This is a genomic window from Halomonas sp. LS-001, from assembly GCF_052983955.1.
Genome location: NZ_CM129816.1, coordinates 1,161,176 through 1,183,769 on the forward strand (window position 1 = coordinate 1,161,176; position 22,594 = coordinate 1,183,769).

16 protein-coding genes are annotated in these 22,594 nt (G+C 57.8%); 15 read left to right on the forward strand and 1 reads right to left on the reverse strand.

The genetic code is table 11. From position 1 onward, the window contains the following. Positions 1-2: 2 nt before the first annotated feature. From lpdA to ACU6TU_RS05140, 5 genes are all read left to right on the forward strand, one after another. Positions 3-1,442 (forward strand): dihydrolipoyl dehydrogenase, encoded by a 1,440-nt coding sequence (gene lpdA, locus ACU6TU_RS05120; protein WP_447143498.1) that lies wholly within the window; start codon positions 3-5, stop codon positions 1,440-1,442. A gap of 157 nt (positions 1,443-1,599) precedes the next feature. Then, the gene (gene sucC / locus ACU6TU_RS05125; protein WP_447143499.1) at positions 1,600-2,766 is read left to right on the forward strand and encodes an ADP-forming succinate--CoA ligase subunit beta; all 1,167 of its coding nucleotides are present in this window, start codon (positions 1,600-1,602) and stop codon (positions 2,764-2,766) included. Next, positions 2,766-3,638, forward strand: coding sequence for a succinate--CoA ligase subunit alpha (gene sucD, locus ACU6TU_RS05130; protein WP_447143500.1), 873 nt, complete (start codon positions 2,766-2,768; stop codon positions 3,636-3,638). Before sucC ends, sucD begins: the two co-directional genes overlap by 1 nt. 261 nt (positions 3,639-3,899) lie before the next feature. Next, positions 3,900-4,316, forward strand: coding sequence for a CopG family transcriptional regulator (locus ACU6TU_RS05135; RefSeq protein ID WP_447143501.1), 417 nt, complete (start codon positions 3,900-3,902; stop codon positions 4,314-4,316). A 38-nt stretch (positions 4,317-4,354) separates the two neighbouring features. After that, positions 4,355-5,476 carry an extracellular catalytic domain type 1 short-chain-length polyhydroxyalkanoate depolymerase gene (locus ACU6TU_RS05140; RefSeq protein ID WP_447143502.1) on the forward strand — a complete coding sequence of 374 codons (1,122 nt, stop codon included), beginning with the start codon at positions 4,355-4,357 and terminating at the stop codon, positions 5,474-5,476. Positions 5,477-5,575: 99 nt separating this feature from the next. Here ACU6TU_RS05140 and ACU6TU_RS05145 read toward each other — a convergent pair whose 3' ends face one another. Further along, positions 5,576-7,516 (reverse strand): exoribonuclease II, encoded by a 1,941-nt coding sequence (locus ACU6TU_RS05145; protein ID WP_447143503.1) that lies wholly within the window; start codon positions 7,514-7,516, stop codon positions 5,576-5,578. A 286-nt stretch (positions 7,517-7,802) separates the two neighbouring features. Here ACU6TU_RS05145 and ACU6TU_RS05150 point away from each other — a divergent pair, with 286 nt between their 5' ends. The 10 genes from ACU6TU_RS05150 to ACU6TU_RS05195 all read left to right on the forward strand — a co-directional run bounded on the left by ACU6TU_RS05150 (position 7,803) and on the right by ACU6TU_RS05195 (position 22,566). Beyond that, entirely contained in the window at positions 7,803-8,537 is a 735-nt protein-coding gene (locus tag ACU6TU_RS05150) for a GntR family transcriptional regulator (RefSeq protein WP_447143504.1), read from the forward strand. Between the two features lie 8 nt (positions 8,538-8,545). Beyond that, entirely contained in the window at positions 8,546-9,670 is a 1,125-nt protein-coding gene (gene nagA, locus ACU6TU_RS05155) for an N-acetylglucosamine-6-phosphate deacetylase (protein WP_447143505.1), read from the forward strand. After that, positions 9,661-10,680 carry an SIS domain-containing protein gene (locus tag ACU6TU_RS05160; protein ID WP_447143506.1) on the forward strand — a complete coding sequence of 340 codons (1,020 nt, stop codon included), beginning with the start codon at positions 9,661-9,663 and terminating at the stop codon, positions 10,678-10,680. The genes nagA and ACU6TU_RS05160 overlap by 10 nt, the downstream gene beginning before the upstream one ends. Before the next feature lie 29 nt (positions 10,681-10,709). Then, positions 10,710-13,295: a phosphoenolpyruvate--protein phosphotransferase gene (ptsP, locus tag ACU6TU_RS05165; RefSeq protein WP_447143507.1), complete on the forward strand. Its 2,586-nt coding sequence runs from the start codon at positions 10,710-10,712 to the stop codon at positions 13,293-13,295. Between the two features lies 1 nt (position 13,296). Then, the gene (nagE, locus tag ACU6TU_RS05170) at positions 13,297-15,024 is read left to right on the forward strand and encodes an N-acetylglucosamine-specific PTS transporter subunit IIBC (protein WP_447143508.1); all 1,728 of its coding nucleotides are present in this window, start codon (positions 13,297-13,299) and stop codon (positions 15,022-15,024) included. A gap of 184 nt (positions 15,025-15,208) precedes the next feature. Next, positions 15,209-16,621, forward strand: coding sequence for an OprD family outer membrane porin (locus tag ACU6TU_RS05175; RefSeq protein WP_447143509.1), 1,413 nt, complete (start codon positions 15,209-15,211; stop codon positions 16,619-16,621). A 17-nt stretch (positions 16,622-16,638) separates the two neighbouring features. Then, positions 16,639-19,332: a beta-N-acetylhexosaminidase gene (locus tag ACU6TU_RS05180; RefSeq protein ID WP_447143510.1), complete on the forward strand. Its 2,694-nt coding sequence runs from the start codon at positions 16,639-16,641 to the stop codon at positions 19,330-19,332. A gap of 134 nt (positions 19,333-19,466) precedes the next feature. After that, the gene (locus ACU6TU_RS05185; RefSeq protein ID WP_447143511.1) at positions 19,467-20,264 is read left to right on the forward strand and encodes an HAD family hydrolase; all 798 of its coding nucleotides are present in this window, start codon (positions 19,467-19,469) and stop codon (positions 20,262-20,264) included. A 107-nt stretch (positions 20,265-20,371) separates the two neighbouring features. Further along, on the forward strand, positions 20,372-21,097 hold the full coding sequence (locus ACU6TU_RS05190) for a response regulator (protein ID WP_447143512.1): 726 nt from the start codon (positions 20,372-20,374) through the stop codon (positions 21,095-21,097). A gap of 65 nt (positions 21,098-21,162) precedes the next feature. Beyond that, positions 21,163-22,566 carry an ATP-binding protein gene (locus ACU6TU_RS05195; protein WP_447144185.1) on the forward strand — a complete coding sequence of 468 codons (1,404 nt, stop codon included), beginning with the start codon at positions 21,163-21,165 and terminating at the stop codon, positions 22,564-22,566. Positions 22,567-22,594: the final 28 nt, after the last annotated feature.

The following is a 22,594-nucleotide window of genomic DNA, read 5'->3' on the forward strand; positions in this document are numbered from 1 at the left end:
ACATGGCTGACAAGTTTGATGTGATCGTTATCGGTGCAGGTCCTGGTGGTTACGTAGCGGCTATTCGCGCTGCGCAGCTGGGCCTGAAAACCGCCTGTGTTGAAAAATGGATTGGTAAAGAAGGTAATGTCGTTCATGGCGGCACCTGTCTAAATGTCGGTTGTATCCCGTCCAAAGCGTTGCTTGAAGCCTCACACAAGTTTGTGGAAGCCAAGCACGATTTCGACGACATGGGTATTCAGGCTGGCGACGTCACCATGGACGTCAAAAAGATGATGGCGCGCAAGGACAACATCGTTAAGAACCTGACCGGCGGCATCTCCGGGCTGTTCAAGGCCAACGGCGTTACCTCGATTGAAGGTGCGGGTAAAGTCGTGTCAGGCAAGCAGGTCGAAGTCACTGATCATGATGGCAAGTCCACGACGTATGATGCGGACAACATTATTATCGCCGCAGGTTCCGTGCCGATTGAAATTCCACCGACTCCGCTGGTTGACGGCATGGTCGTAGACTCGACCGGCGCGCTGGAATTCCAGGAAACACCTAAGCGTCTGGGCGTTATTGGTGCGGGTATTATCGGTCTGGAATTGGGTAGCGTCTGGAACCGTCTGGGGTCTGAAGTTACCGTGCTTGAAGCCATGGATGACTTTTTGCCGATGGTTGATGCGTCAATCGCCAAGGAAACGCAAAAGATCCTCAAAAAGCAGGGTCTGGATATCAAGCTTAACGCTCGCGTGACCGGCTCTGAAGTCAAAGGCGAAGAAGTCGTTGTTAAATACACCGACGCCAATGGCGAACAGGAAATGACGTTTGATAAGTTGATTGTCTGCGTTGGCCGTCGCCCCTACACCAAAGGCGTTATTGCCGATGGCGTGAGCATTGAACTTGACGAGCGTGGCTTCATTTTTGTGGATGACCAGTGCCGTACCAATCTGCCGGGTGTTTATGCGGTGGGTGACTGTGTGCGCGGCCCCATGCTGGCGCACAAGGCATCTGAAGAAGGCATCATGGTGGCGGATATCATCGCCGGACATAAAGCCGAGATGAACTACGACACCATTCCCAATGTGGTGTATACCTTCCCGGAAGTGGCATGGGTAGGTATGACTGAACAGGATGCCAAAGCCAAGGGTATTGATGTCAAGATAGGCGCTTTCCCGTTTGCGGCAAGTGGCCGTGCCATGGCAAACAATGCCACCGAAGGTACCGCCAAAATTATTGCCGATGCAGAAACGGATCGTATTCTGGGTATGCACATCGTGGGTCAGCACGCTGGCGAAATGATCGCCCAAGGTGTAATTGCGATGGAGTTTGGCTCCAGCGCTGAAGATCTGGCCCTGACCTGCTACGCGCATCCGACCATGTCAGAAGCGGTGCACGAAGCCGCACTGGCAGTAGACGGCCATGCCATTCACATGGCTAACCGCAAGAAGCGTAAATAAGCTTAGTACCGCACAAAAAAGCGCCACCCGACGGTGGCGCAACGCTTTCGGCCATGTCGTTCCCTCTTTGCAGGGATGGCAGGAACCGCAAGCACGGGGATGGTAATCACTGACGTTTGCCATCGTTCGAGTCACATGCAACCAATGGCATGAATCGATGAATCTTCACGAGTATCAAGGCAAGCAGCTGTTTGCCGATTATGGTTTACCAGTGTCCAAAGGCTTTGCCGTGGACACACCAGAAGAAGCCGAAGAAGCGTGTAAAAAAATCGGCGGTGACATGTGGGTGGTTAAAGCCCAGGTTCACGCAGGCGGCCGCGGTAAAGCGGGCGGCGTTAAGCTGATTAAAGATCCGGCTGAAGCTAAAACCTTTGCTGAACAGTGGCTTGGAAAGAATCTGGTTACCTACCAGACTGACGAAAAAGGTCAGCCGGTTGCCAAGATTCTGGTTGAGACCTGTACCGACATCGCTGATGAGCTGTATCTCGGTGCCGTTGTTGACCGTACCTCTCGTCGCGTGGTCTTCATGGCCTCGACAGAAGGTGGTGTTGAGATCGAAAAGGTTGCGGAAGAGACACCGGAAAAGATCCTTAAAGCAGAGATTGACCCGCTGGTCGGCGCACAGCCTTACCAGGCGCGTGAGCTTGCCTTTGCTCTGGGCCTGAAAGGTGACCAGATCAAACAGTTCACTAAGATCTTTCTGGGCCTTTCCAAGCTGTTCCATGACAAAGATCTGGCGCTTCTTGAAATCAACCCGCTGGTTGTCACTGACGAAGGCAACCTGCATTGCCTCGACGCCAAACTGGGCCTCGACAGCAATGCGCTGTACCGTCACCCGGACCTGCAGGCGATGCGCGATCCTTCCCAGGAAGATCAGCGTGAAGCTGATGCAGCGAAATGGGAACTCAACTATGTGGCGCTTGAAGGCAACATCGGCTGCATGGTTAACGGTGCTGGCCTGGCCATGGGTACCATGGACATCGTCAACCTGAGTGGCGGCAAGCCGGCCAACTTCCTGGACGTTGGTGGCGGCGCGACCAAAGAACGTGTTGCTGAAGCGTTCAAGATCATCCTGTCTGATGACAACGTTAAAGCCGTTCTGGTTAACATCTTCGGCGGTATCGTTCGCTGCGACATGATTGCCGAAGGCATCATCGGTGCGGTTGAGCAAGTCGGTGTTAACGTTCCGGTCGTTGTTCGCCTGGAAGGTAATAACGCTGAATTGGGCGCTGAAAAACTCGCGTCCAGCGGTTTGAACATCATCGCTGCTACCAGTCTGACCGACGCGGCTCAGCAGGTTGTTAAAGCAGCGGAGGGCAAGTAATGAGCATCCTGATCGATAAGAACACCAAGGTCATCTGCCAGGGTTTCACTGGTGGCCAGGGCACGTTCCACTCTGAACAGGCGATTGCCTATGGCACGCAGATGGTCGGTGGTGTAACGCCGGGCAAAGGCGGCCAGACGCACCTGGGCCTGCCTGTTTTCAACACCGTAAAAGAAGCGGTAGAGAAAACCGGTGCAGAAGCCAGCGTGATCTACGTACCGGCACCGTTCTGTAAAGACTCGATCCTTGAAGCCGCTAATGCAGGCATCAAGCTGATCGTATGTATCACTGAAGGCATCGCCACGCTTGATATGCTCGACGCAAAAGTAAAATGCGACGAGCTGGGCGTTCGCCTGATTGGCCCTAACTGTCCGGGCGTTATCACGCCGGGCGAGTGCAAAATCGGCATCATGCCGGGCCATATTCACCAGCCGGGTAAAGTCGGTATTGTGTCGCGTTCAGGCACCCTGACTTATGAAGCCGTCAAGCAGACAACTGACCATGGTTTCGGCCAGTCTACCTGTGTTGGCATCGGTGGTGACCCGATTCCGGGTTCCAACTTCATCGACATTCTTGAGCTGTTCGAGAATGATCCGAAGACTGAAGCCATCGTGATGATCGGTGAAATTGGTGGTACGGCTGAAGAAGAAGCTGCGGCCTACATCAAAACCAACGTCTCCAAGCCTGTGGTTTCTTACATTGCCGGTGTGACAGCACCTCCCGGCAAGCGTATGGGCCATGCGGGCGCGATCATCTCTGGCGGTAAAGGCACGGCTGACGAGAAGTTTGCTGCCCTGGAAGATGCCGGTGTCAAAACCGTGCGTTCGCTGGCGGAAATTGGTGACGCGCTGAAAGAAGTCACCGGCTGGTAAGCGTTTGCTTACTGATGCCGTGACCGTTAAAGCGGTCCAAAAGAGCACCTTCGGGTGCTCTTTTTTTTGGCTGTGCAATGTGGCTTCCCGTTATTTTGCTTCCATTTTCTGCGTCTTTGTTTTGTCCGCTTGTTGACTATTACGCATACAAGTCTATTATAACATCCATGCGGATGGTATATGGATGTCTCTGAGATTCCTTTTGGATGCTCTGGCTTCCAATAAATGATATTCAACGGTGAGAATAATGAGAGGTTTCCCATGAGCGTGCATGAACTGCGCCGCAAGCCTGGCGACTCCAGCGAGAAAATTACGATTAATCTTGGGGTAGTCGATCTAGGGCAAATCGATCTACTGGTTCAAGAAGGGTTTTATTCAAATCGTACCGATCTGATTCGTACGGCCATTCGTAATCAATTGGCGACACATGCTGAGGTGGTGCGGGAAACCGTGACCCGCAAGGCGTTCGTGCTGGGGCTGGAAAACTACAGCCGAGAGGACCTGGAAGCGTTGCAGTCATCAGGCGAGAAGCTGCAGATCCAGGTGCTGGGGTTGGCCACCATTGCTGATGATGTAACCCCTGAACTCGCCCTTGCCACTATCGAATCGGTGGTGGTGCTAGGTGCGCTGCATGCAAGTAAGGCGGTGAAAGCCGCTCTGGCAGACCGAATTCACTGAATTACTGATCACCGCTTAGCGGAAGTAGGGTATTTGCCATGATTGGCGCGACAATGAATAAGCAGATGGAAGAAGCGACGCGTCTGACGCGTGAAGGCAAGTTGCATGAAGCCATGGCGCTTCTCCAGGGCGCGTTGGGGGGAAAAGCACCAGCTAGCCCCTACCAGGGCGGCAATATCTTTGAGGGAACCTGTGAGGTTGTCGACGAAGATGACACTGTATCGACATCAAGGCCTGCGTCGAGAACCTCGTCCTCTGGGTTTGGTCACGGCCGCAAAGCCAGCACGGGTACGTTTACGGCTGGGCGTTTTTCTAACTATGTCGGCTCGCGTGACTACAAGTTATATATCCCCAGTGGCCACAAAGGTCAGGCATTACCGCTGGTGGTCATGCTGCACGGCTGCACGCAGAATCCCGATGATTTTGCTGCTGGAACCCATATGAACCAGTTGGCTGAAACCCAGCAATTTTGCGTGCTCTATCCGGCTCAGCCGGTAAGTGCCAACAGCTCGAAATGCTGGAACTGGTTTAAGGCGGAAGATCAGCAGCGTGAAGGTGGAGAGCCTTCGATTCTGGCTGGCATGACTCGTCAAGTGATCGATACGCATGGGCTTGATGCAAGCCAGGTTTATGTGGCTGGGCTTTCGGCAGGGGCAGCCATGGCAACAACATTAGCGATGACCTACCCTGACCTGTTTGCAGCGGTAGGGGTCCACTCAGGACTGCCCCACGGCGTGGCAAAAAGCCTCCCCGATGCGCTGGGCGCCATGCAAGGTGGCATGGGACCACTGGGTAATAGTGGAAACTCAGGGGCTGAGTGGGTATCAGAGGTGCCAGCCATTATTTTTCATGGCGACCGTGACACAACGGTGCACCCCAGTAACGCGGATCGTGTTGCCGCTCAGTACGATGCGTCGCGTCCCACAGACGGTGCCAATAAGCCAACGGTAGACAAGGGAAAAGCGGCCAATGGACATACCTATACGCGCACCACGTATCATGATGCGGCGGGTAAGCCACGTCTGGAGCAGTGGAAAATACACGGAGCAGGGCATGCCTGGTCGGGAGGCAGCGTGAAAGGGAGTTATACCGACCCTAAAGGACCCGATGCCACGCAGGAAATGCTGCGCTTCTTCACTCAGCACCGGCAAGGCAAATAATGGCAGTGAATGACTGTCGTTCAGAAACAGCAACGGCGCCCGTAAGGCGCCGTTGCTGTTTCTATAGCATCGGGTGCTATATCTGGTTCTATAGCAGCTTCATGCCGTCGGCTTTGCCACTAATGAGCGGGTTTCTTCTCGTGCTTCCATCAGCGCAACGCGCAGGCTGTCGCCCAGTTTATAGCGCTCTTCGCCTTCAATCTGAATGCGGCCTTCCTTGTCATCAATGACCACTTTGGCGCGGTCACTGTGCATAAGCGGTGCAGGAACGAAGGCGGTGGCGCCATTTTCCAGCAGACGCACCCGCATACCGCCACGGTTGATCGCCATGATTTCAGCGTCAAAGGCATCCTGGTTCTGAGCGGCTGGCGTCAGGTAGCGAACGTACAGCCAGTCTTTCACATCGCGTTCCGCCATACGGTTCAGGCGGCGACGCTCGGTGAGCTGCTCGGTGAGCTGCTGGCTGGCTTCTGCCGGTGCCTGCTCCCCTTTAAGTACCCGCTTGATCAGGCGATGGTTGACCATATCACCGTACTTACGGATCGGTGAGGTCCAGGTGGCGTAAGCCGCAAGCCCAAGGCCAAAGTGCGGGCCGGGCTGAGCTGACATGCTGGTGAAGCCCTGGAAACGACGCAGACGCACGTCAAGCCAGGCATCATCCCGGCTTTCCAATGCACGCTTGAGCTCTTTGTAGTGGGTCAGGTCGGTGAGCGCTTCGAGCGCCACGTTAATTTCCTGACCCGCCAGAAACTCTTGAGCGGCCTCGGCTTTTTCCGGTTCAAAAGCGCGGTGAACGTTAAAGATGCCGTGGCCGATATGCTGGGCGAGGAAGTCGGCGCAGCAAGCGTTAGCGGCAATCATCGATTCTTCAATCATGCGGTTGGCAATGCGACGATCTTCCGTACGAATCGCCAGCACATTGCCCGCAGCGTCCAGGTCGAAGACGTAGTCCGGGCGGTCTTTAAACACCAGCGCATGCTCGTTGCGCCAGGCCGTTCGGGCTTCTGTCAAATCGCGTAGCGCTGTGAGCTGCTCGGCGATATTGTCAGCGGGTGCCCAGTCGCCTTGCCCTTCAATCCAATCGGATACGCGGTCATAGGCCAGCTTGGCGTGGGATTTCACGTTAGCCGCAAAGAAGCGATAGTCGCCCAGGCTGCCGTCAGCATGAATATCCAGCGCGCAGGCAAGGGCAGGGCGGTCCTGACCTTCCCACAATGAGCAAAGATCATCCGCCAGCTGTTCAGGCAGCATCGTCACGTTCTGACCGGGCAGATAGACGGTGAAGGCACGCGTACGCGCTTCAAGATCGGCCGCGTGGCCTTCTTCGACGTAAGCGGTGGGGTCGGCAATCGCCACGCTCAACCGCCAGCCGCCGCTTTCCAGCGTTTCCACGTGCAGCGCGTCGTCCATGTCACGAGTTTTTTCGCCATCGATGGTGAAGAAGGGTTGCGCCGTAAGGTCTTCACGGGTCAAACCTTCATCATGCAGCGGCCAGTCAGTCCCTGCATCCGGGCATTCCTGCTCCAGCGCATGGCGGGCCAGCGTGACGCGCCAAGGCACGGCGGGGTTGTCTGATTTGGCGACCAGCTCATCAATTTGCGCAAAGAAGCCGCGATCATTCTCTTTCAGGGGGTGGCGTACCAGACGCGCAACCACCCAGTCACCATCGGCAATGGTGGCTTCATCCAGGCTGTTTTTAATGCGCGCTTTAAGCACGTTGCGAATCGACGGATGGTCGGGCACAACGGCTAAACGGCCTTCACGTTTCTGGACACGGGCAACAAAACGGTCAAGCCCGGCTTCAATCAGCTTTTCAGGCTCAACGGATTTTTTATCGCCATTTTCATGGATCACCGCTTCGACGCGGTCGCCGTGTAGCACCTGCTTCATGGCGGGGGGCGGTACGAAATAGGATTCGCCGCTTTCAGTTTCCAGAAAACCAAACCCTTTCTCGGTCGCCTTGATGACGCCCTCGGCACGGGGAGTCGTGTCACGCATCTGTTGCTTGAGCTGGGCAAGCATCGAGTTATTTTGCAGCATGTGTTCAATCAGTTGTCAAAGGTAGACCGCCACTATACGGATTCCCAAAGGCTGAGCCAATCCTGGCAGCCACGAAGTTCGCGCGAATCCAAACTATCAATGACCTAGGTTCCGTTTTATGCGTGTAGAGACGCCTTATCAAGCGAAAAGGGCGCCTCTATTCCACTATAGTTGTATCTAAATGGTATTTGATTGGTATCTAATCGGGTCTATAGTGGTCATTAATTGGTATGTTTATTAGTTAGCATGATTATTGGTTGGTTTGGTTATTGTTTGGGAGAGACCTATGGATTCACGCTTTACTCAGCTACACCTTGACCCTCAAGGCGCAACGCCGCTTTACCAGCAACTGGCACGCCAGCTGGAACAAGCGATCGAGACCGGTGCCTGGCATTCCGGTGAAGCGTTGCCATCCGAGCGCAACCTGGCCGAGAGCCTGTCGGTTTCGCGAATTACAGCGCGCAAGGCATTGGATCGTCTGGTGGAACTGGGGCTTATTCGTCGTAGCCAAGGGTCAGGAACCTTTATTACCCCGCGCCTTAACCAATCCCTGTCGCGGCTATCCAGTTTTACCGAGCTGCTGACCCAGCGTGGCTTTACGCCTAGCTCTCATTGGTTGGAGCGCAAGCTGGCCAACCCCAGCGCAGAGGAAAGTATGCGCCTGGGGCTGGGTGCTGATGCCCAGGTCGCCCGCCTTAAACGCCTGCGTCTAGCCGATGAGGTGGTGATGGCGGTGGAAGAAAGTTGCCTCCCCGTCTCGGTGCTGCCTGACCCGCTGGCGGTCGAGACGTCTCTGTATGCAACGCTGGAAGCCAGTGGAAAAGGCATAGCGCGCGCCTTGCAGCACGTCACCGCCATCAATGCCAGCACAGAGTTAGCCATGCTGGCTGAGGTGCCTGAAGGGCAGGCGCTGCTCAAAGTCACACGCCTCGGCTATCTCGCCGATGGCACCCAGGCCGAGCTGACCATTACCTACTGCCGTACCGACTACTACGACTTTATGGTCGAGCTGAAACGCTAGGAGGCTACATGTATTTTGGCAATATCCTCACCTCTGAAGGCTGGCGTCTTGGAGAAATTCATTGGGCCGAGGGGCGTGTCACGAGCCTTCCGGGTGAGCCTGTCGACCCGGATCATAACGACCACCCGCGAATCATTCCGGGCTTTGTCGACCTGCACGTACATGGTGGGGGTGGCGCTGACATCATGGAAGGGGGTGAGGCGCCCGCCATCCTGGCACGGACCCATGTACGTTTTGGCACCACCCGTTTGCTTGCGACCACGATGACGGCGCCGGATGCGCAGATTCGTCAGGTGCTAAGCGATATCGCTAGTTACATGGACGCCCAGGAGCCGGGTGCCGCCAGGGTGATGGGCGTTCATCTGGAAGGCCCCTATATCAACCCCGGCAAGCTGGGGGCTCAGCCCGCCCATGCCCGAAATGGGGTGATTGAGGAAGTCGATGAGCTATGCGCGTTGGCCCCCATCCGCTTACTGACCCTGGCCCCTGAGTTAGCGGGGCACTATGCCTTGATCCGCCACCTCAGCGAGCGGGGCGTACGGGTTCAGCTAGGGCATACGCTGGGCAGCTATGAAGAAGGTGTAGAAGCAATGGCCCATGGGGCCTGCGGGTTTACTCACCTGTTTAATGCCATGACCGGTCTGCATCACCGCAAGCCTGGCATGGTCGGCGCTGCGCTCGCTCACGCGCAGTACGCCGAACTGATTCCTGACCTGTTGCATGTACACCCCGGCGCCATCCGTACGGCCTTGCGCTGCATTCCTAATCTTTATGCCGTGACCGACTCGACGGCTGCCGCGGGCATGCCTGATGGCGATTACCGCCTGGGTGAGCAGACGGTGACCAAGTGCCTGGGCGGTGTGCGTTTGGCTGACGGCACCTTGGCAGGCAGCACCCTGACCATGGATCAGGCGCTGCGCAACTTCGTCAGCCTCGGCCTCACTCTGGAGGATGCATCGAATCGCCTCTCGCGCTTTCCTGCCGATTTTCTGGGTATCGACGATATTGGCCGCCTTCAGGAGGGCGCATTGGCCGACCTGGTCGTCCTTGACCCCCAACTTCAACTCCAGGCGGTCTATGTCGAGGGCCGTCATGTCTGCGGAAACATCCAAGGAGTCTCTCCATGTCGTTGATGCTTGAAGAAACCCGTAACGCTCCCGAGCGTATTCGCGGTCAGTTGCAGCGTAATGCGCCGCTGCTTGCGGCGCTAGGTGAGCGTTTACGTCTTGCCGAACCTACGGCAGCCGTCACCGTTGCCCGAGGCAGTTCGGATCATGCAGCCAGCTACTTTGCCTACCTGTGCATGAAGCGCAAAGGCATTCCAGTGGCCTCGCTGCCGCCCTCGCTGACTACGCTGGCCAAGGCCCCCTGGCGGTTGACGGGGCAACTGGCACTGGCGGTTTCCCAGTCGGGGCAAAGTCCGGATCTCGTCGCGACCCAGCAGGCGCTGGCCGCTGCTGGCGCGCGCACAGTCGCTCTGGTGAATACGCCGCAGTCGCCTCTGGGCGCGACCAGCGATAGTGAAATCCCTCTTTATGCTGGCGAAGAGAAGAGCGTCGCCGCGACCAAAAGTTACCTGGCGACACTCTCTGCCATGGCGCAGTTAATCGGCCACTGGCAGGAGGATCGGCTATTGCTTGATGCACTGGACAAGTTGCCAGAACGGCTGGCCCAGGCGTTGGAGATGGATTGGTCGGCAGCGGTCGATGCCCTGGTGAACGTCGACAAGCTGATGGTGATTGGCCGAGGTGCGGGGCTTGCGGTTGCCCAGGAAGCCGCGCTCAAGTTTAAAGAAACCTGTGCGATTCAGGCCGAACCCTTCAGCGGTGCCGAAGTGCGCCATGGCCCGATGGCGCTGATTGGCCCTGGTTATCCGGTGCTGGTGTTCGCGCCACCCGGGCCGGAGCAGGCGGGCTTACTGGAACTGGCCGAATGGCTCAGAAGCGTCGGCGCCTGTGTGCTGCTGGCGGCTGACAATAGTGTCGTACAGCGCAACCTGACCCTGGTAGACGCAGGCCATGAAGCGCTGCAACCGCTTTCGGTGATCCAAAGCTTTTATCAAATGGTGGCTGGCCTTGCGGCGGCGCGTGGGAGTGATCCCGATCACCCACGGCACCTCAATAAAGTCACCTGCACCCTGTAACGCATAACAACAATCTTGGGAGCTTTCCCATGTCATATCGTGAACAATCGCTAACGCTGCAGGCACCTGTGGCAGGCATCGTATTACCTCTGACAGCGGTGCCCGACCCGGTTTTTGCAAGCCTCGCTCTGGGGGAAGGCATTGCCATCGACCCGCTGGGCGAATGCCTGCATGCGCCCTGTGAGGCTGAGGTGGTGCAATGTGCCCGCACCCGTCATGCCATCACCCTGAGAACCAATGTCGGCATTGAGCTGTTACTTCATTTAGGCCTGGATACGGTTGAGTTAAAAGGCCAGGGCATTGAGCTTCTGGTTGGCGTCGGTGATCGGGTGCAAGCGGGCGATCCGCTGTGCCGTTTCGATGCCGATGCGTTGGCAAAGGGCGCAAGTGCGCTGATTACTCCGCTGGTGATTACCGAATCGGCCGGTTGGGAATTGCTGCCATCGTCCTATAGCGAAGGTGAAAAAGTCGCGCTTGGCGACCCCTTAATGGTGCTGAGCCATACCGGCGTTGAACAGACCGATGCCCGTGCCAGTGGGCCAGTCGCGGAACGACGCATGGTGCTGGCCTTGGCCTCGGGGCTGCATGCCCGGCCTGCTGCAAGGCTTCGCGCAATTGCTCGTGAGCATAGCGTCAGCCTGACGGTGACGGATGAAGAAGCTACCGACGCTGCCGAAAGCGCCCAGGCGAGCGCGGATAGCCTGAGTGCCTTGATGAATCTGGGCCTGACAAAGGGAGCCAGGTTAAAACTGACCGCCCAGGGAGAGGCGGGGCAAGCGTCGCTGGATGCCGCAGAAAGACACTTGACCACTCCTGAGGCAGAAGAGCATAGCGCGCCTCCGCCATCCAGGTTGACGGCAGTGGCGCTTGAAAAAGGGGAACTGGCTGGTTTGGTGGCAAGCCCCGGTCTGGCCATTGGTCCACTCGTCTCCTATCAAGCGCCGCTCCCCAGCGTTGCTCACCAGGGCGAAGGGAAAGCGCTAGAAACGGCTCGCCTGAAAGATGCATTGCGCCGTGTCGGCGAGACATTGGCTCAAGCAGAAGCGCAGGCAACACGCCAGGGGCAGAGTGCTGAGGCGGAAATCTTTGCTGCTCACGGCGCCTGGCTGGACGACCCGGATCTGGTCGCCGCAGCGAAAGGGCGTATCTCCGATGGGCGCAGCGCAGGGCAAGCCTGGCGGGAGGCGTTAGACGCGGAAGCCGCGCGACTCTCGGCCAGTGATAATGCCCTGCTGGCCGCCAGGGTAGCGGATCTGCGTGACTTGCAGCGTCGTGTGATGGCCGAGCTAAGCGATGCCCCTGAAGCAGCGCTGCCAACCCTGCCAGACAATGCCATTCTCGTCGCGGAAGAGCTGACTCCGTCGGAGCTGGTGGCCGTTGCCGCCCAGCATCCGGCAGGGCTTTGTCTCGCTGGCGGCGGCACAACCTCGCATGTGTCCATTCTGGCTCGGGCACGAGGCATTCCCTGCCTCGTGGCGATGGGTTCCAGCCTGATCGAGGCCGCTAACGCTTCTGCTCCCGAGCGCGTCATTCTGGATGCTGAGGAAGGCCGTTTAGCGTTAACGCCTAGCCAGCAACAGCTTACTGAGGTGACTCAGCGGATAGAGTCGCGTCGTCAGGAAGCAGACGCGGCTAAGGCATTAGCCCATGAGCCCGCGATCACGCTGGACGGGCGGTTGATTGAGGTCTGCGCCAATATCGGCGGTGCCGAGGAAGCGCGTCTCGCGGCAGCGTCAGGCGCTGACGGCGTTGGCCTGCTGCGCAGTGAGTTCCTTTTCCTGGCGCGTGACAGCGCCCCTGATGAAGCCCGTCAGCGTGACGAATATCAGGCCGCGTTGTCGGCCCTGGGCGGGAAGCCTGTGATTATTCGCACTCTGGATATCGGTGCCGATAAACAACTCCCTTACCTGCGTTTGCCATCAGTGCCTAACCCGGCGCTGGGCGTGCGGGGTGCCCGTCTGTGGGCGAGCCATCCTGAGCTGTTGGAGACTCAGCTGAAAGCGCTGCTGGGTGTTACGCCGCTGGAGACCTTGCAGATCATGTTGCCCATGGTCAGTGAGGTGAGTGAGCTGCGTGATGTACGCCAGCGCCTGGAAGCACTGGCCAGCGAAATGGGACTGACGGCGCGCCCGCTTCTGGGCGCGATGATTGAAGTCCCGAGTGCCGCGCTATGCGCCAGAAGCCTCGCGGCGGAGGCAGACTTTCTGTCCATCGGCACCAATGACCTGACCCAGTACACCCTGGCAATGGATCGAGAAGACCCGAGCCTCTCGGCGCGTGCCGATGTGTTGCATCCTGCGGTGCTGCGGCTGATTCAGGCCACCGTGGAGGGCGCGAAAGGGCAGTGCCCTGTGGGTGTCTGTGGTGCCGCGGCTGGCGACGAGAAAGTGGCGGCGCTTCTGGTCGCATTGGGGGTCGATGAGCTTTCCGTGGAGCCCGCGCGGGTGCCCGCCGTGAAAGCGGCCTTGCGTTGCCTGAATGCAACCACCCTGGCGGATGAAATTCCCGAATGGCTGGCCCTGGAAGATGCCTCAGCGGTACGCCGTCACTTAAGCGCATGGCTGGCCAGGCCCCACCATGCCGACATAACAACAACGACCCTTGAGAGGTGCTGACATGTCTTCCACGACCTTCGGTTCCCGCCTGATGGGCGGTTTGCAGCGGCTTGGTCGCTCACTGATGTTACCTATCGCAGTGCTGCCTATCGCGGGCCTATTGCTGCGGCTCGGCCAGCCTGACCTGCTGGATATCGCCTTTATTGCTGGCGCTGGCGAGGCCATCTTCGCCAATCTGGCACTGATTTTCGCTATCGGCCTGGCCGTAGGCTTTGCCGATGACAGCAATGGAGCGGCTGGCCTGGCTGGGGTGATCGGCTATCTGGTGCTGGATGCTGTATTGACGGCGCTTAACCCTGAGATCGATATGGGGGTGTTGGCGGGGATCATTTCCGGCAGCGTGGCTGGCCTGCTTTATAACCGCTATAAGTCGATCCAGTTGCCTGAGTACCTTGCCTTTTTTGGCGGACGCCGCTTTGTACCGATTGCCACCGGCCTTGTGGCAGTGGCAATGGGGGTTGCCTTCGGGATGATCTGGCCACCCATTCAGCATGGAATTGATGCGCTGGGCCAGTGGTTGATCGGTGCGGGTGAGCTGGGCCTTTTCGTGTATGGCACCATCAACCGCCTGCTGATCGTGACCGGTTTGCATCATGTATTGAACAGTCTGGTGTGGTTCGTCTTCGGCAGTTTTGAGACAGCCGCCGGGGTCGTTGCCAACGGCGACCTTAACCGCTTTTTTGCCGGTGACCCAGAAGCCGGGCGGTTTATGACAGGGTTCTTCCCGGTGATGATGTTCGGTCTGCCAGCTGCGGCGCTGGCGATGTATCATGCCGCGCCTAAAGGGCGCCGAGCCCAGGTGGGAGGCTTGTTACTCTCGCTGGCACTGACGGCGTTTTTAACAGGCGTCACCGAACCGATTGAATTCACCTTCATGTTCCTCGCGCCGCTACTTTATGCCATGCACGCGGTATTAACGGGCGTTTCCATGGCGCTGCTGCATTGGCTGGACGTGAAGCTTGGCTTCACCTTCTCCGCAGGGGCCTTCGATTTCGCGCTCTCTTACGGACTCTCCACCAATGGCTGGCTGATGCTGCCTGTCGGCCTGGCCTATTTTGTCCTTTATTACACGGTATTCCGCTGGGCCATTGTCCGCTTTAATTTACCCACCCCAGGGCGCGAGCCGGAAAGTACAGGCCCCGCAGCAGCTCCAACGCCACTCGGCGAGCGTGGCCCTGCGTTTGTCACGGCGTTAGGTGGTGCGAGCAATCTGCACAGCGTGGGTGCCTGTACCACGCGGCTGCGCCTGGTGCTGGAAGATCCGGATGTGATCGATGAAGCGGCCCTTAAATCGCTTGGGTCACGCGGCATCATGCGACTTCAGGGCGGCGGTCTCCAAGTGGTGATGGGGCCCATTGCGGATGGTATCGCAGATGAGATTCGAGAAGCGCTCAAGCAGAGTGGCGCTGGGCTTGATGCCGAGACTTCTCCAGCACATCTCACCAGCACTGCTGCCGCCACAAGTGAATCGTCACAAGCGCTACCCGACAGATTGCCCGCCGAGCTGGTCCAGCGCTGGATGGCGGCATTGGGCGGTGATGCCAACGTGCAACGGCTGGAGGCCCAGGCCCACACGCGCCTGCGAGTTGAACTTGCCGATGGTGCCCGCCTCGACAGTGCGGCGCTTGAAGCGCTCGGATGTCGAGGTGTCCAAGCGCTGAACGGCAATACATGGCATCTGATCGTGGGTGCCCAGGCCGCGACGATCGCGCATTCACTCAGAGGCTAACACTGGCAAGCGATAGCTGTTGCTCGGCGGCGGCTGAGCAGCGGGTGACCTAGCCAGGACTTCTACGCCTTGGATCCTTGTTTATAGGGCAGCGTTGCGCTGCCCTACAGACCCCGCACGTCTATAAAACGTGCACATCACTGCAAAGCTCAATAAAAAACCAACAACAATCGGATACGACACCATGCTGACATCAAGCATACTCACGCCCAAAAAAGGGCAGCCGCTAGATTACGTCGGTCAACTGGCGCTTATCGGCACTTTATCTTTATCGCTGGTTCCCTTAACGGCCTCTGCTGACGAGCGGCAGGGCTTTATGGAAGAAGCCAGCCTTAATACCAACCTGTTCTATATCTACCGTGACCGTGATCGCCGTCAGGGAGGTATGGGGCCTGATGGCGAGGGCCGTCCTGGGGCTTACGCCTCCAACCTGCAGCACTCCACTGCCAATCTGGCCGTTGACTTTTCAAGCGGCCATGCCGGAGGCATTGTCGGGCTGGATCTGGCCGCTTTTGCCGCCTACGACTTTCAGAACCGACACCAAGGCACGGAATTCAATTTTCGCCCGGCAGACACTCTCTGGGGCGAACGCTGGGATGGCAAGGAAACCAACGGCGCCAGCCTTTACCGCGCGGCACTCAAGCTGAAAGCGGGGGATATGTGGGCGCGACTTGGCTACCTGCAGCCCCGGGGCACCAGCGTGATTGCCCCGAACTGGTCATTTTTGCCGGGGACCTATCGCGGTGGCGAACTGGGCGCCCGTGTCGGTGACCTGTCGCTGAGCTATTTTCATTCGGATCGCTACAAGGCGCCCTGGTATCAGGATTTTTACGAGTTCCGCCAGGCGGATAGCGAGCCCATCGATTACCTGCACTCGTTAGGGGCACGTTACGAGATTGCCGACAACCTGGCGGTAGAGGCCGCCGTCGGGCAAGCCCGGGGGTATATGAATCAGGGGTTCGGCAAGGTGTCTTATGCCACGCACCTGAACGATGACCCGCTACGTCTGACCTATCAGACCTACGCTGCCAGCGACCGCCATGACGATGGCTCAGCCAACGACGTCTATGACGGCACCGCCTGGCAACAGGTGCTGACCGCGCACTATGAGCAAGGCGCCTTTGACTGGTCACTTGAGTTCAGCTGGGTACATGCACCCGGCAATCAGGGCTTCTTCCTGCCGAGGATGACGACCCCTTATGCGTCGTCGAATGGCCGTCTGGATATCTGGTGGGATGCCCGATCCGACTGGAACCATGATGGTGAAAAGGCCATTTATGCTGGTGTTGAATACGCCCTGGACGCATGGGATCTGCCTGGGTGGTCGCTGGGCCTGGCGCATGCGTATGGCTGGGATGCGCGCCCTTACGCAGGTTTTGAAGATCCCGGACGCCGCTTCAGCGAGTCTGCCTGGAATTTCGACGTGCATTACAAGGTTCAGAGTGGCTGGGCCGAGGGCACGCGTTTTCAACTGCACTATACCCGCTATGACAACCGCACCGACTACGCCTCCTGGGGTGATGGCGGCTTTAAAAACGCCTTTCAGGATGAGTACGACATCAAGTTCACGGTCGTCGCTCCCTTCTCAATTCTGTAATGCCCGAGGTAACAACAATGACAATATTGACCAAGAAGACCCTGACGGCATTGGCTGTCGGGATCGCCATTAACGCCGCGACCGCTCAGGCAAGTGAAACCACACCGCCTGACGCATCGCCTGTTCGTGACTTGGCGCAGCGGCTTGATGTGCATTACACCATCAACGCCAACCAGCCTCAGGCGCATGATATTGACTGTCAGGCGCTGGGGGCGGATTACGCCAGCTGCTTTACAGCGACCATTATCTTGACCAATACCTCCGATAAGGCCATTTCGGCAAATGACTGGGGGCTGTATTTCTCGAGCATTCGCCGCCTGTTGCGGGTCGACCACCCTGAACTGACGCTGACACGCATCACGGGTGACCTGCATCGGCTTGAACCCAATGAGGCCTTTGCCGGGCTGGGCGCTGGCGAGAGCCTGGAAATTCCCATTGTGGGTGAGTATTGGCAGCTGTTCATCACGGATGTGATGCCTGACTGGTATCTGGTGATCGGGGAAGAAACGGCGATTATCGATAATACCCGTGACGAGGTATTGACCGACTTTGTCCGTGCCCCGTCGGGTGAGCAGTTGATGCGCACGCCAGACGATAACAATGTCGTGATGACTGCCCAGACGCGCTACGAACGGAATGCTGCTGCCTCTGCTCTGCCTGCCGAGGCGTTGCGTGGCGCTATTCTGCCAACCCCTCTGTCATGGCAACTGGGTGAGGCCACGCTTGATCTGTCTCAAGGGGTTCGGCTGATGTTGCCGGTGCTTGGCGAAGCCAGCCAGGCGGCGCTGAAAGAACGCTTTGAACGGCTTGGCATTCCGGTCAACGAAGACGGCACCGGCGTGGCCATTCGCGCCCGTCTGGCATCCGAGGCAGATAGTCTCGATGAAACATTGGCCCGTGAAGGAGGCTATCGCCTGCAGCTTGATGAGTCAGATGCGGATATTCTGGCCTTTGACGCCGCCGGGGCTTTCTATGCGGTACAGTCGCTGATAGCGGCCACGGATGCGGCGGGGCTAGTGCCAGCGATGGAGATTGATGATGCTCCGCGTTACGACTACCGCGGCTTTATGCTGGACGTTGCACGCAACTTCAAAGACAAAGCTGCCGTGCTGAGGTTGCTTGATCAGATGGCTGCCTACAAGCTCAACCGTTTCCATTTCCATCTCACTGATGATGAAGGATGGCGGCTGGAAATTCCGGGGCTGGCGGAGTTAACCGAAGTGGGCAGCCAGCGCTGTCATGATCTGGATGAAACGAACTGTCTGTTACCCCAGCTGGGCTCCGGGCCAGAAGCCGACACCTCCGGGAGTGGTTTCTACACCCGTGACGATTATATCGATATCGTTCGCTATGCCGAGGCCCGGCATATTCAGGTCGTGCCTGAAATTGATATGCCGGCGCATGCTCGCGCCGCCGTGGTGGCCATGGAGGCACGACACCGCCGATTCATGGCGGATGGTGACCGCGTGGCAGCCAACGAGTATCGGTTGATTGATCCCGAAGATACGTCCAACACCCTGTCGGTTCAGCTCTATGACCGTCGCAGCTATCTGAATCCCTGCCTTGAATCGACGCACCGCTTTGTCAATAAGGTGATGGGCGAAGTGGTATCGATGCATCAGGAGGCCGGTCAGGCGTTGGAGAACTGGCACTTTGGGGGTGACGAGGCCAAAAATATTCTGCTGGGCAATGGGTTTCAGGATATCCATAGCGAAGAGCCGGTTGACTGGCGCGGGATTGTCGATCAGAGCCAACAGCACCATCCCTGGGAAGCCTCACCGGTTTGTCAGCAGCGCATTGCCAGTGGCGATATCGCTTCCGTTGAAGAGCTGCCAAGCCGCTTTGCCCTGCAGGTTAACCGCATCGCCGATGCTTACGGGATACCTCGTATGTCGGCCTGGCAGGATGGCCTTAAACATGTGGAATCCGCTGAAGCCTTTGCCACGCCGCAGGTAGCGGTCAACTTCTGGGACCCGCTGTTCTGGGGCGGTAGTCAATCCGTGGCGGAGTGGCAAGCACGGGGCTATGAGGTGATTCTGTCGAGCCCTGATTACCTTTACTTCGATATGCCCTACGAAGTGAATCCCTACGAGCGGGGCTACTACTGGGCTACACGCTTCACTGACACTCGCAAGGTGTTCTCCTTTGCCCCCGATAACCTGGCACAGAATGCCGAAACCTCGGTTGACCGGGATGGCAATGCCTTCCGTGCCGAGAACGTTGAAGGGTGGCAAGGTGCCCAGGGGATTTCCGGCCAGGCCTGGAGTGAAACGGTACGCAGTGAGACGCAGATGGAGTCGATGATCTTTCCGCGCCTGCTGGCACTGGCCGAGCGAGCCTGGCACCGGGCACAATGGGAGCTGGACGTTCAGCCCGGCCAGGAGTTCGCCGGTGGTGAAACCTCCCATGTTAACCGCGAAGTCTTGAATGAGGACTGGCAGCGTTTTGCTAACCTGCTTGGGCAACGCATTCTGCCCCGCCTGGAACAGGATGGAGTGAGTTATCGTCTGCCGTTGCCGGGTGCTCGAATCGAAGAGGGGCGGCTAGTGGCCAATGTGGCTCTGCCAGGAGTTACCATCGAGTACTCTCTGGACGACGGGGCGAGCTGGCAGGCCTATCAGGACAACGCGCCACCCCAGGTGGAAAACACCTTGCTACTTCGCAGTGTGAGTGCTGATGGCCAGCGGCGCAGCCGGATTGTGACGCTGTAAGGGGCTGCGCAGAACAGGACGTTTTGCAACGTCTAGAGGAGCCCTCTTGAGAACCGCCCACTTTGATGGTTGATGGCCTGTGAGCAGGGAACGTAATCGGATAAGCTGGGCGGTTCTATTATCAGGAGTGCTCTATGACCTCACGCCTTATCGTTTCCGATCTTGACGGTACGCTACTCGACAGCGACCACCAGCTGGATGAGCGAACTGTGGATGTGCTGCGTGCGCTGGTGAAAAAGGGCCACCATGTCGCGCTGGCGTCGGGTCGTCACTATCATGATATGCGGGTATTCCGGGACCAACTGGATATTCCCGTGCATTTAATCAGCACCAACGGGGCCTACACCCATGACCCGGAGGGCAGGTTACTGAGCGCCACGCACCTTGATCCTTCCCATGCCGAAGCGCTGATTCAGTTGCCACGGCCCCCTCAGGTCCGGTTGAGCCTTTACCGTGAAAGCGGCTGGCATATCGATGCCGATGCCCCCAATCTGCTATCGCTCCATGCCTCGACGGGGTTTGTTTACGACGTGGTGCCACCAGAAAAAATGGACATTAACGGCGTGGGTAAAGTGCTCTATCTCGGCGACCCGCAGGCATTAGTGCAACTGGAACATCAGGCTCGGGCGGCGCATGGCCATGGCCTGCATATTACTTACTCAACGGCGAACGCCTTAGAAATCATGGCGGGAGGCGTCAATAAAGGCGTGGCACTAACGGCGTTGCTGGAAACGTTACAGCTGACACCGGCAGAGTGCCTGGCGTTTGGTGATAACCTGAACGATACCGAAATGCTTAACCTGGCAGGGGAGGCTCAGGTCATGGCGAATGCCCACCCTGAGTTATTTGCGCGTATCAACAGGGCGGAACGTATCGGTCATCATGGCGAAGCTGCCGTGGCTCAGTGGCTAACGCAGCGTTTTGCGCTGTAAGCCTGACTCCAGGAACCAGGGCCGCTTGCGATAGAACGGTCACTCCACCATTATCTACCCCCGACAACGATAATAACGAGCTAACAGCCCAGGGGCGCTTTGCTACCATGACCACCACGCCTGCTACCTTGATGGTCGTTGATGACGACTCAGAAATCCGTGAACTACTGGCCGATTACCTGGGGCGGCACGGTTATCACGTGCTGACCGCCGATGGGGCTGACGCCCTGTATCAGCAGTTGGCCGAACAGACGCCGGATCTGCTGGTGGTCGATGTGATGATGCCGGGAGACGACGGTTTTACCATTTGCCGGGAGCTGCGCAAAACCCGCGACACGCCGATTATCATGCTCACTGCCAGTGCCGATGATACCGACCGTATTCTGGGGCTGGAACTGGGCGCTGACGACTATATCGGCAAACCCTTTAATCCTCGCGAATTGCTGGCGCGCATTAAGGCCGTGTTGCGCCGTGCCCGCCCTGCGGCAACGGTGGTGTCAGCCAAGGAGTCTCGCTGGGTGCGCTTTGGCGACTGGCAGCTTGACCGTGTGACGCGTGAACTGGTGGATCAGTCGGGCATTCGCACTGCGCTGTCCGGGGCGGATTTTCAGCTGCTTCAGGTATTTTTAGAGCGCCCCGGCACGGTGATTACCCGCGACGACCTTTTTACTCTCTCCCGCGGCCGTGATGCGCCGCCGCTGGATCGCTCCATTGATGTGCATGTGTGCCGCCTTCGCCAGCGCCTGGGGGAGGACGCGCAGCACTCACAGTTGATTCGCACTGTACGTGGGGCCGGTTATGTGCTGACGGCCAGTGTGGAAGCCACCCCGTGAAAGCCATCAGATACTGGCTTGCTCGCTGGCTGCCCGGCAGCCTGCGCGGGCGATTTGTGATCATCATGATTGCCGGTGTGCTAGCGGCCCAAACGGCCAGCTATGCACTGTGGACGTCACAGGCACGGGATAGCCAGCTTGAACAGCTGGATGAGCTTTCGCGCAATATGGCCTTTAGTATTGCTTCCACCATGCGTTTTTTCCGTTCGCTGCCGGTGGATTATCGCCATATTGTGCTGGACCAGTTACGCAATATGGGCGGTACACGTTTTTTTGTCAGTGTTAACGAGCGGCGTATTCCCGTCGATGATATCGGCAGCGGCCCGGAAAAAGACGTGGTCGTGAATAATGTGCGCTCGATTCTGACCGAGCAGCTCTCCATTGATGATGTCGAGGTGGAGTTCTCCCGACCGGAAACGCTGCGCGTTTTCAATAACGAAGTATTGCTGCGTGACCTGCCGCCGCGCTGGGGGCAGCACAGCCTGTTAATGGAGCCACTTTCGCCACCTATCCTGGTGGTGCAGCTGGAGCTTTCACCCGATACCTGGCTGTATGTCGCTACGCTGCTGGGCGTGCCGGATATTTTTAGCGGCTATCGCTGGCTGTCTGAAGAACGCCTGTTGGTGGGTGTACTGGTGTTACTCAGTGTCCTGGCGCTTTCCTTGCTTGGCATTACGAGCGTGACCCGCCCGCTGGCGCGACTCTCCCGCGCGGCACGCCAGCTTGGCAATGACCTGGATAGCCCGCCGCTGAAAGAGAATGGGCCTCGAGAAGTGGCGGCCACCGCCATGGCGTTTAACCGGATGCAGCGGCGTATCCGTGATCAGGTAGAAGAGCGTGAACGGCTGTTTTCGGCCATTTCTCACGACCTGAAAACACCGATTACCCGCTTACGGCTGCGCGCCGAAATGCTGGACGACCCGGTTCAGCGTGAGCGTTTTTGCGCCTCGCTGGATGAGCTGTCAGAGCTGGTCAAAGGTGCGTTGGCCTCGGTGAAGGGGCTGGATCTGCATGAAGACCCACAGCCGACGGACCTTGATGCGCTGGTATTGGAACTGTCAGATGCGCTGCATCTTCAGGGCGGTGACATCAACCTTAGCGGTCATGTGGCGCCGCTTCTCGTTAAGCCATTGGCACTTAAGCGCTGCCTGGGCAACCTGCTGGAAAATGCGGTGTTTTATGGCCAGAAAGCCAGCGTAACGCTTGAAGAACAGGCGGGGGTGGTCACATTGACGATTCATGATGACGGCCCTGGGATACCAGATGCGGAGCTGGACCGCGTATTTTCTCCTTTTGTTCGCCTGGAAGCCTCTCGAAACCGCTATACCGGCGGAAGCGGCCTGGGGCTGGGGATTGCCAAACATATTGCGCGTGCCCACGGCGGCGATATTAGCTTATCGAATCACCCGTCAGGTGGTTTAGTGGCCACGTTGACGCTGCCCCGTCGAGCCAGTGTTACAGGTTTGTAATAAACCCCTAACACTATTAATAATTTGC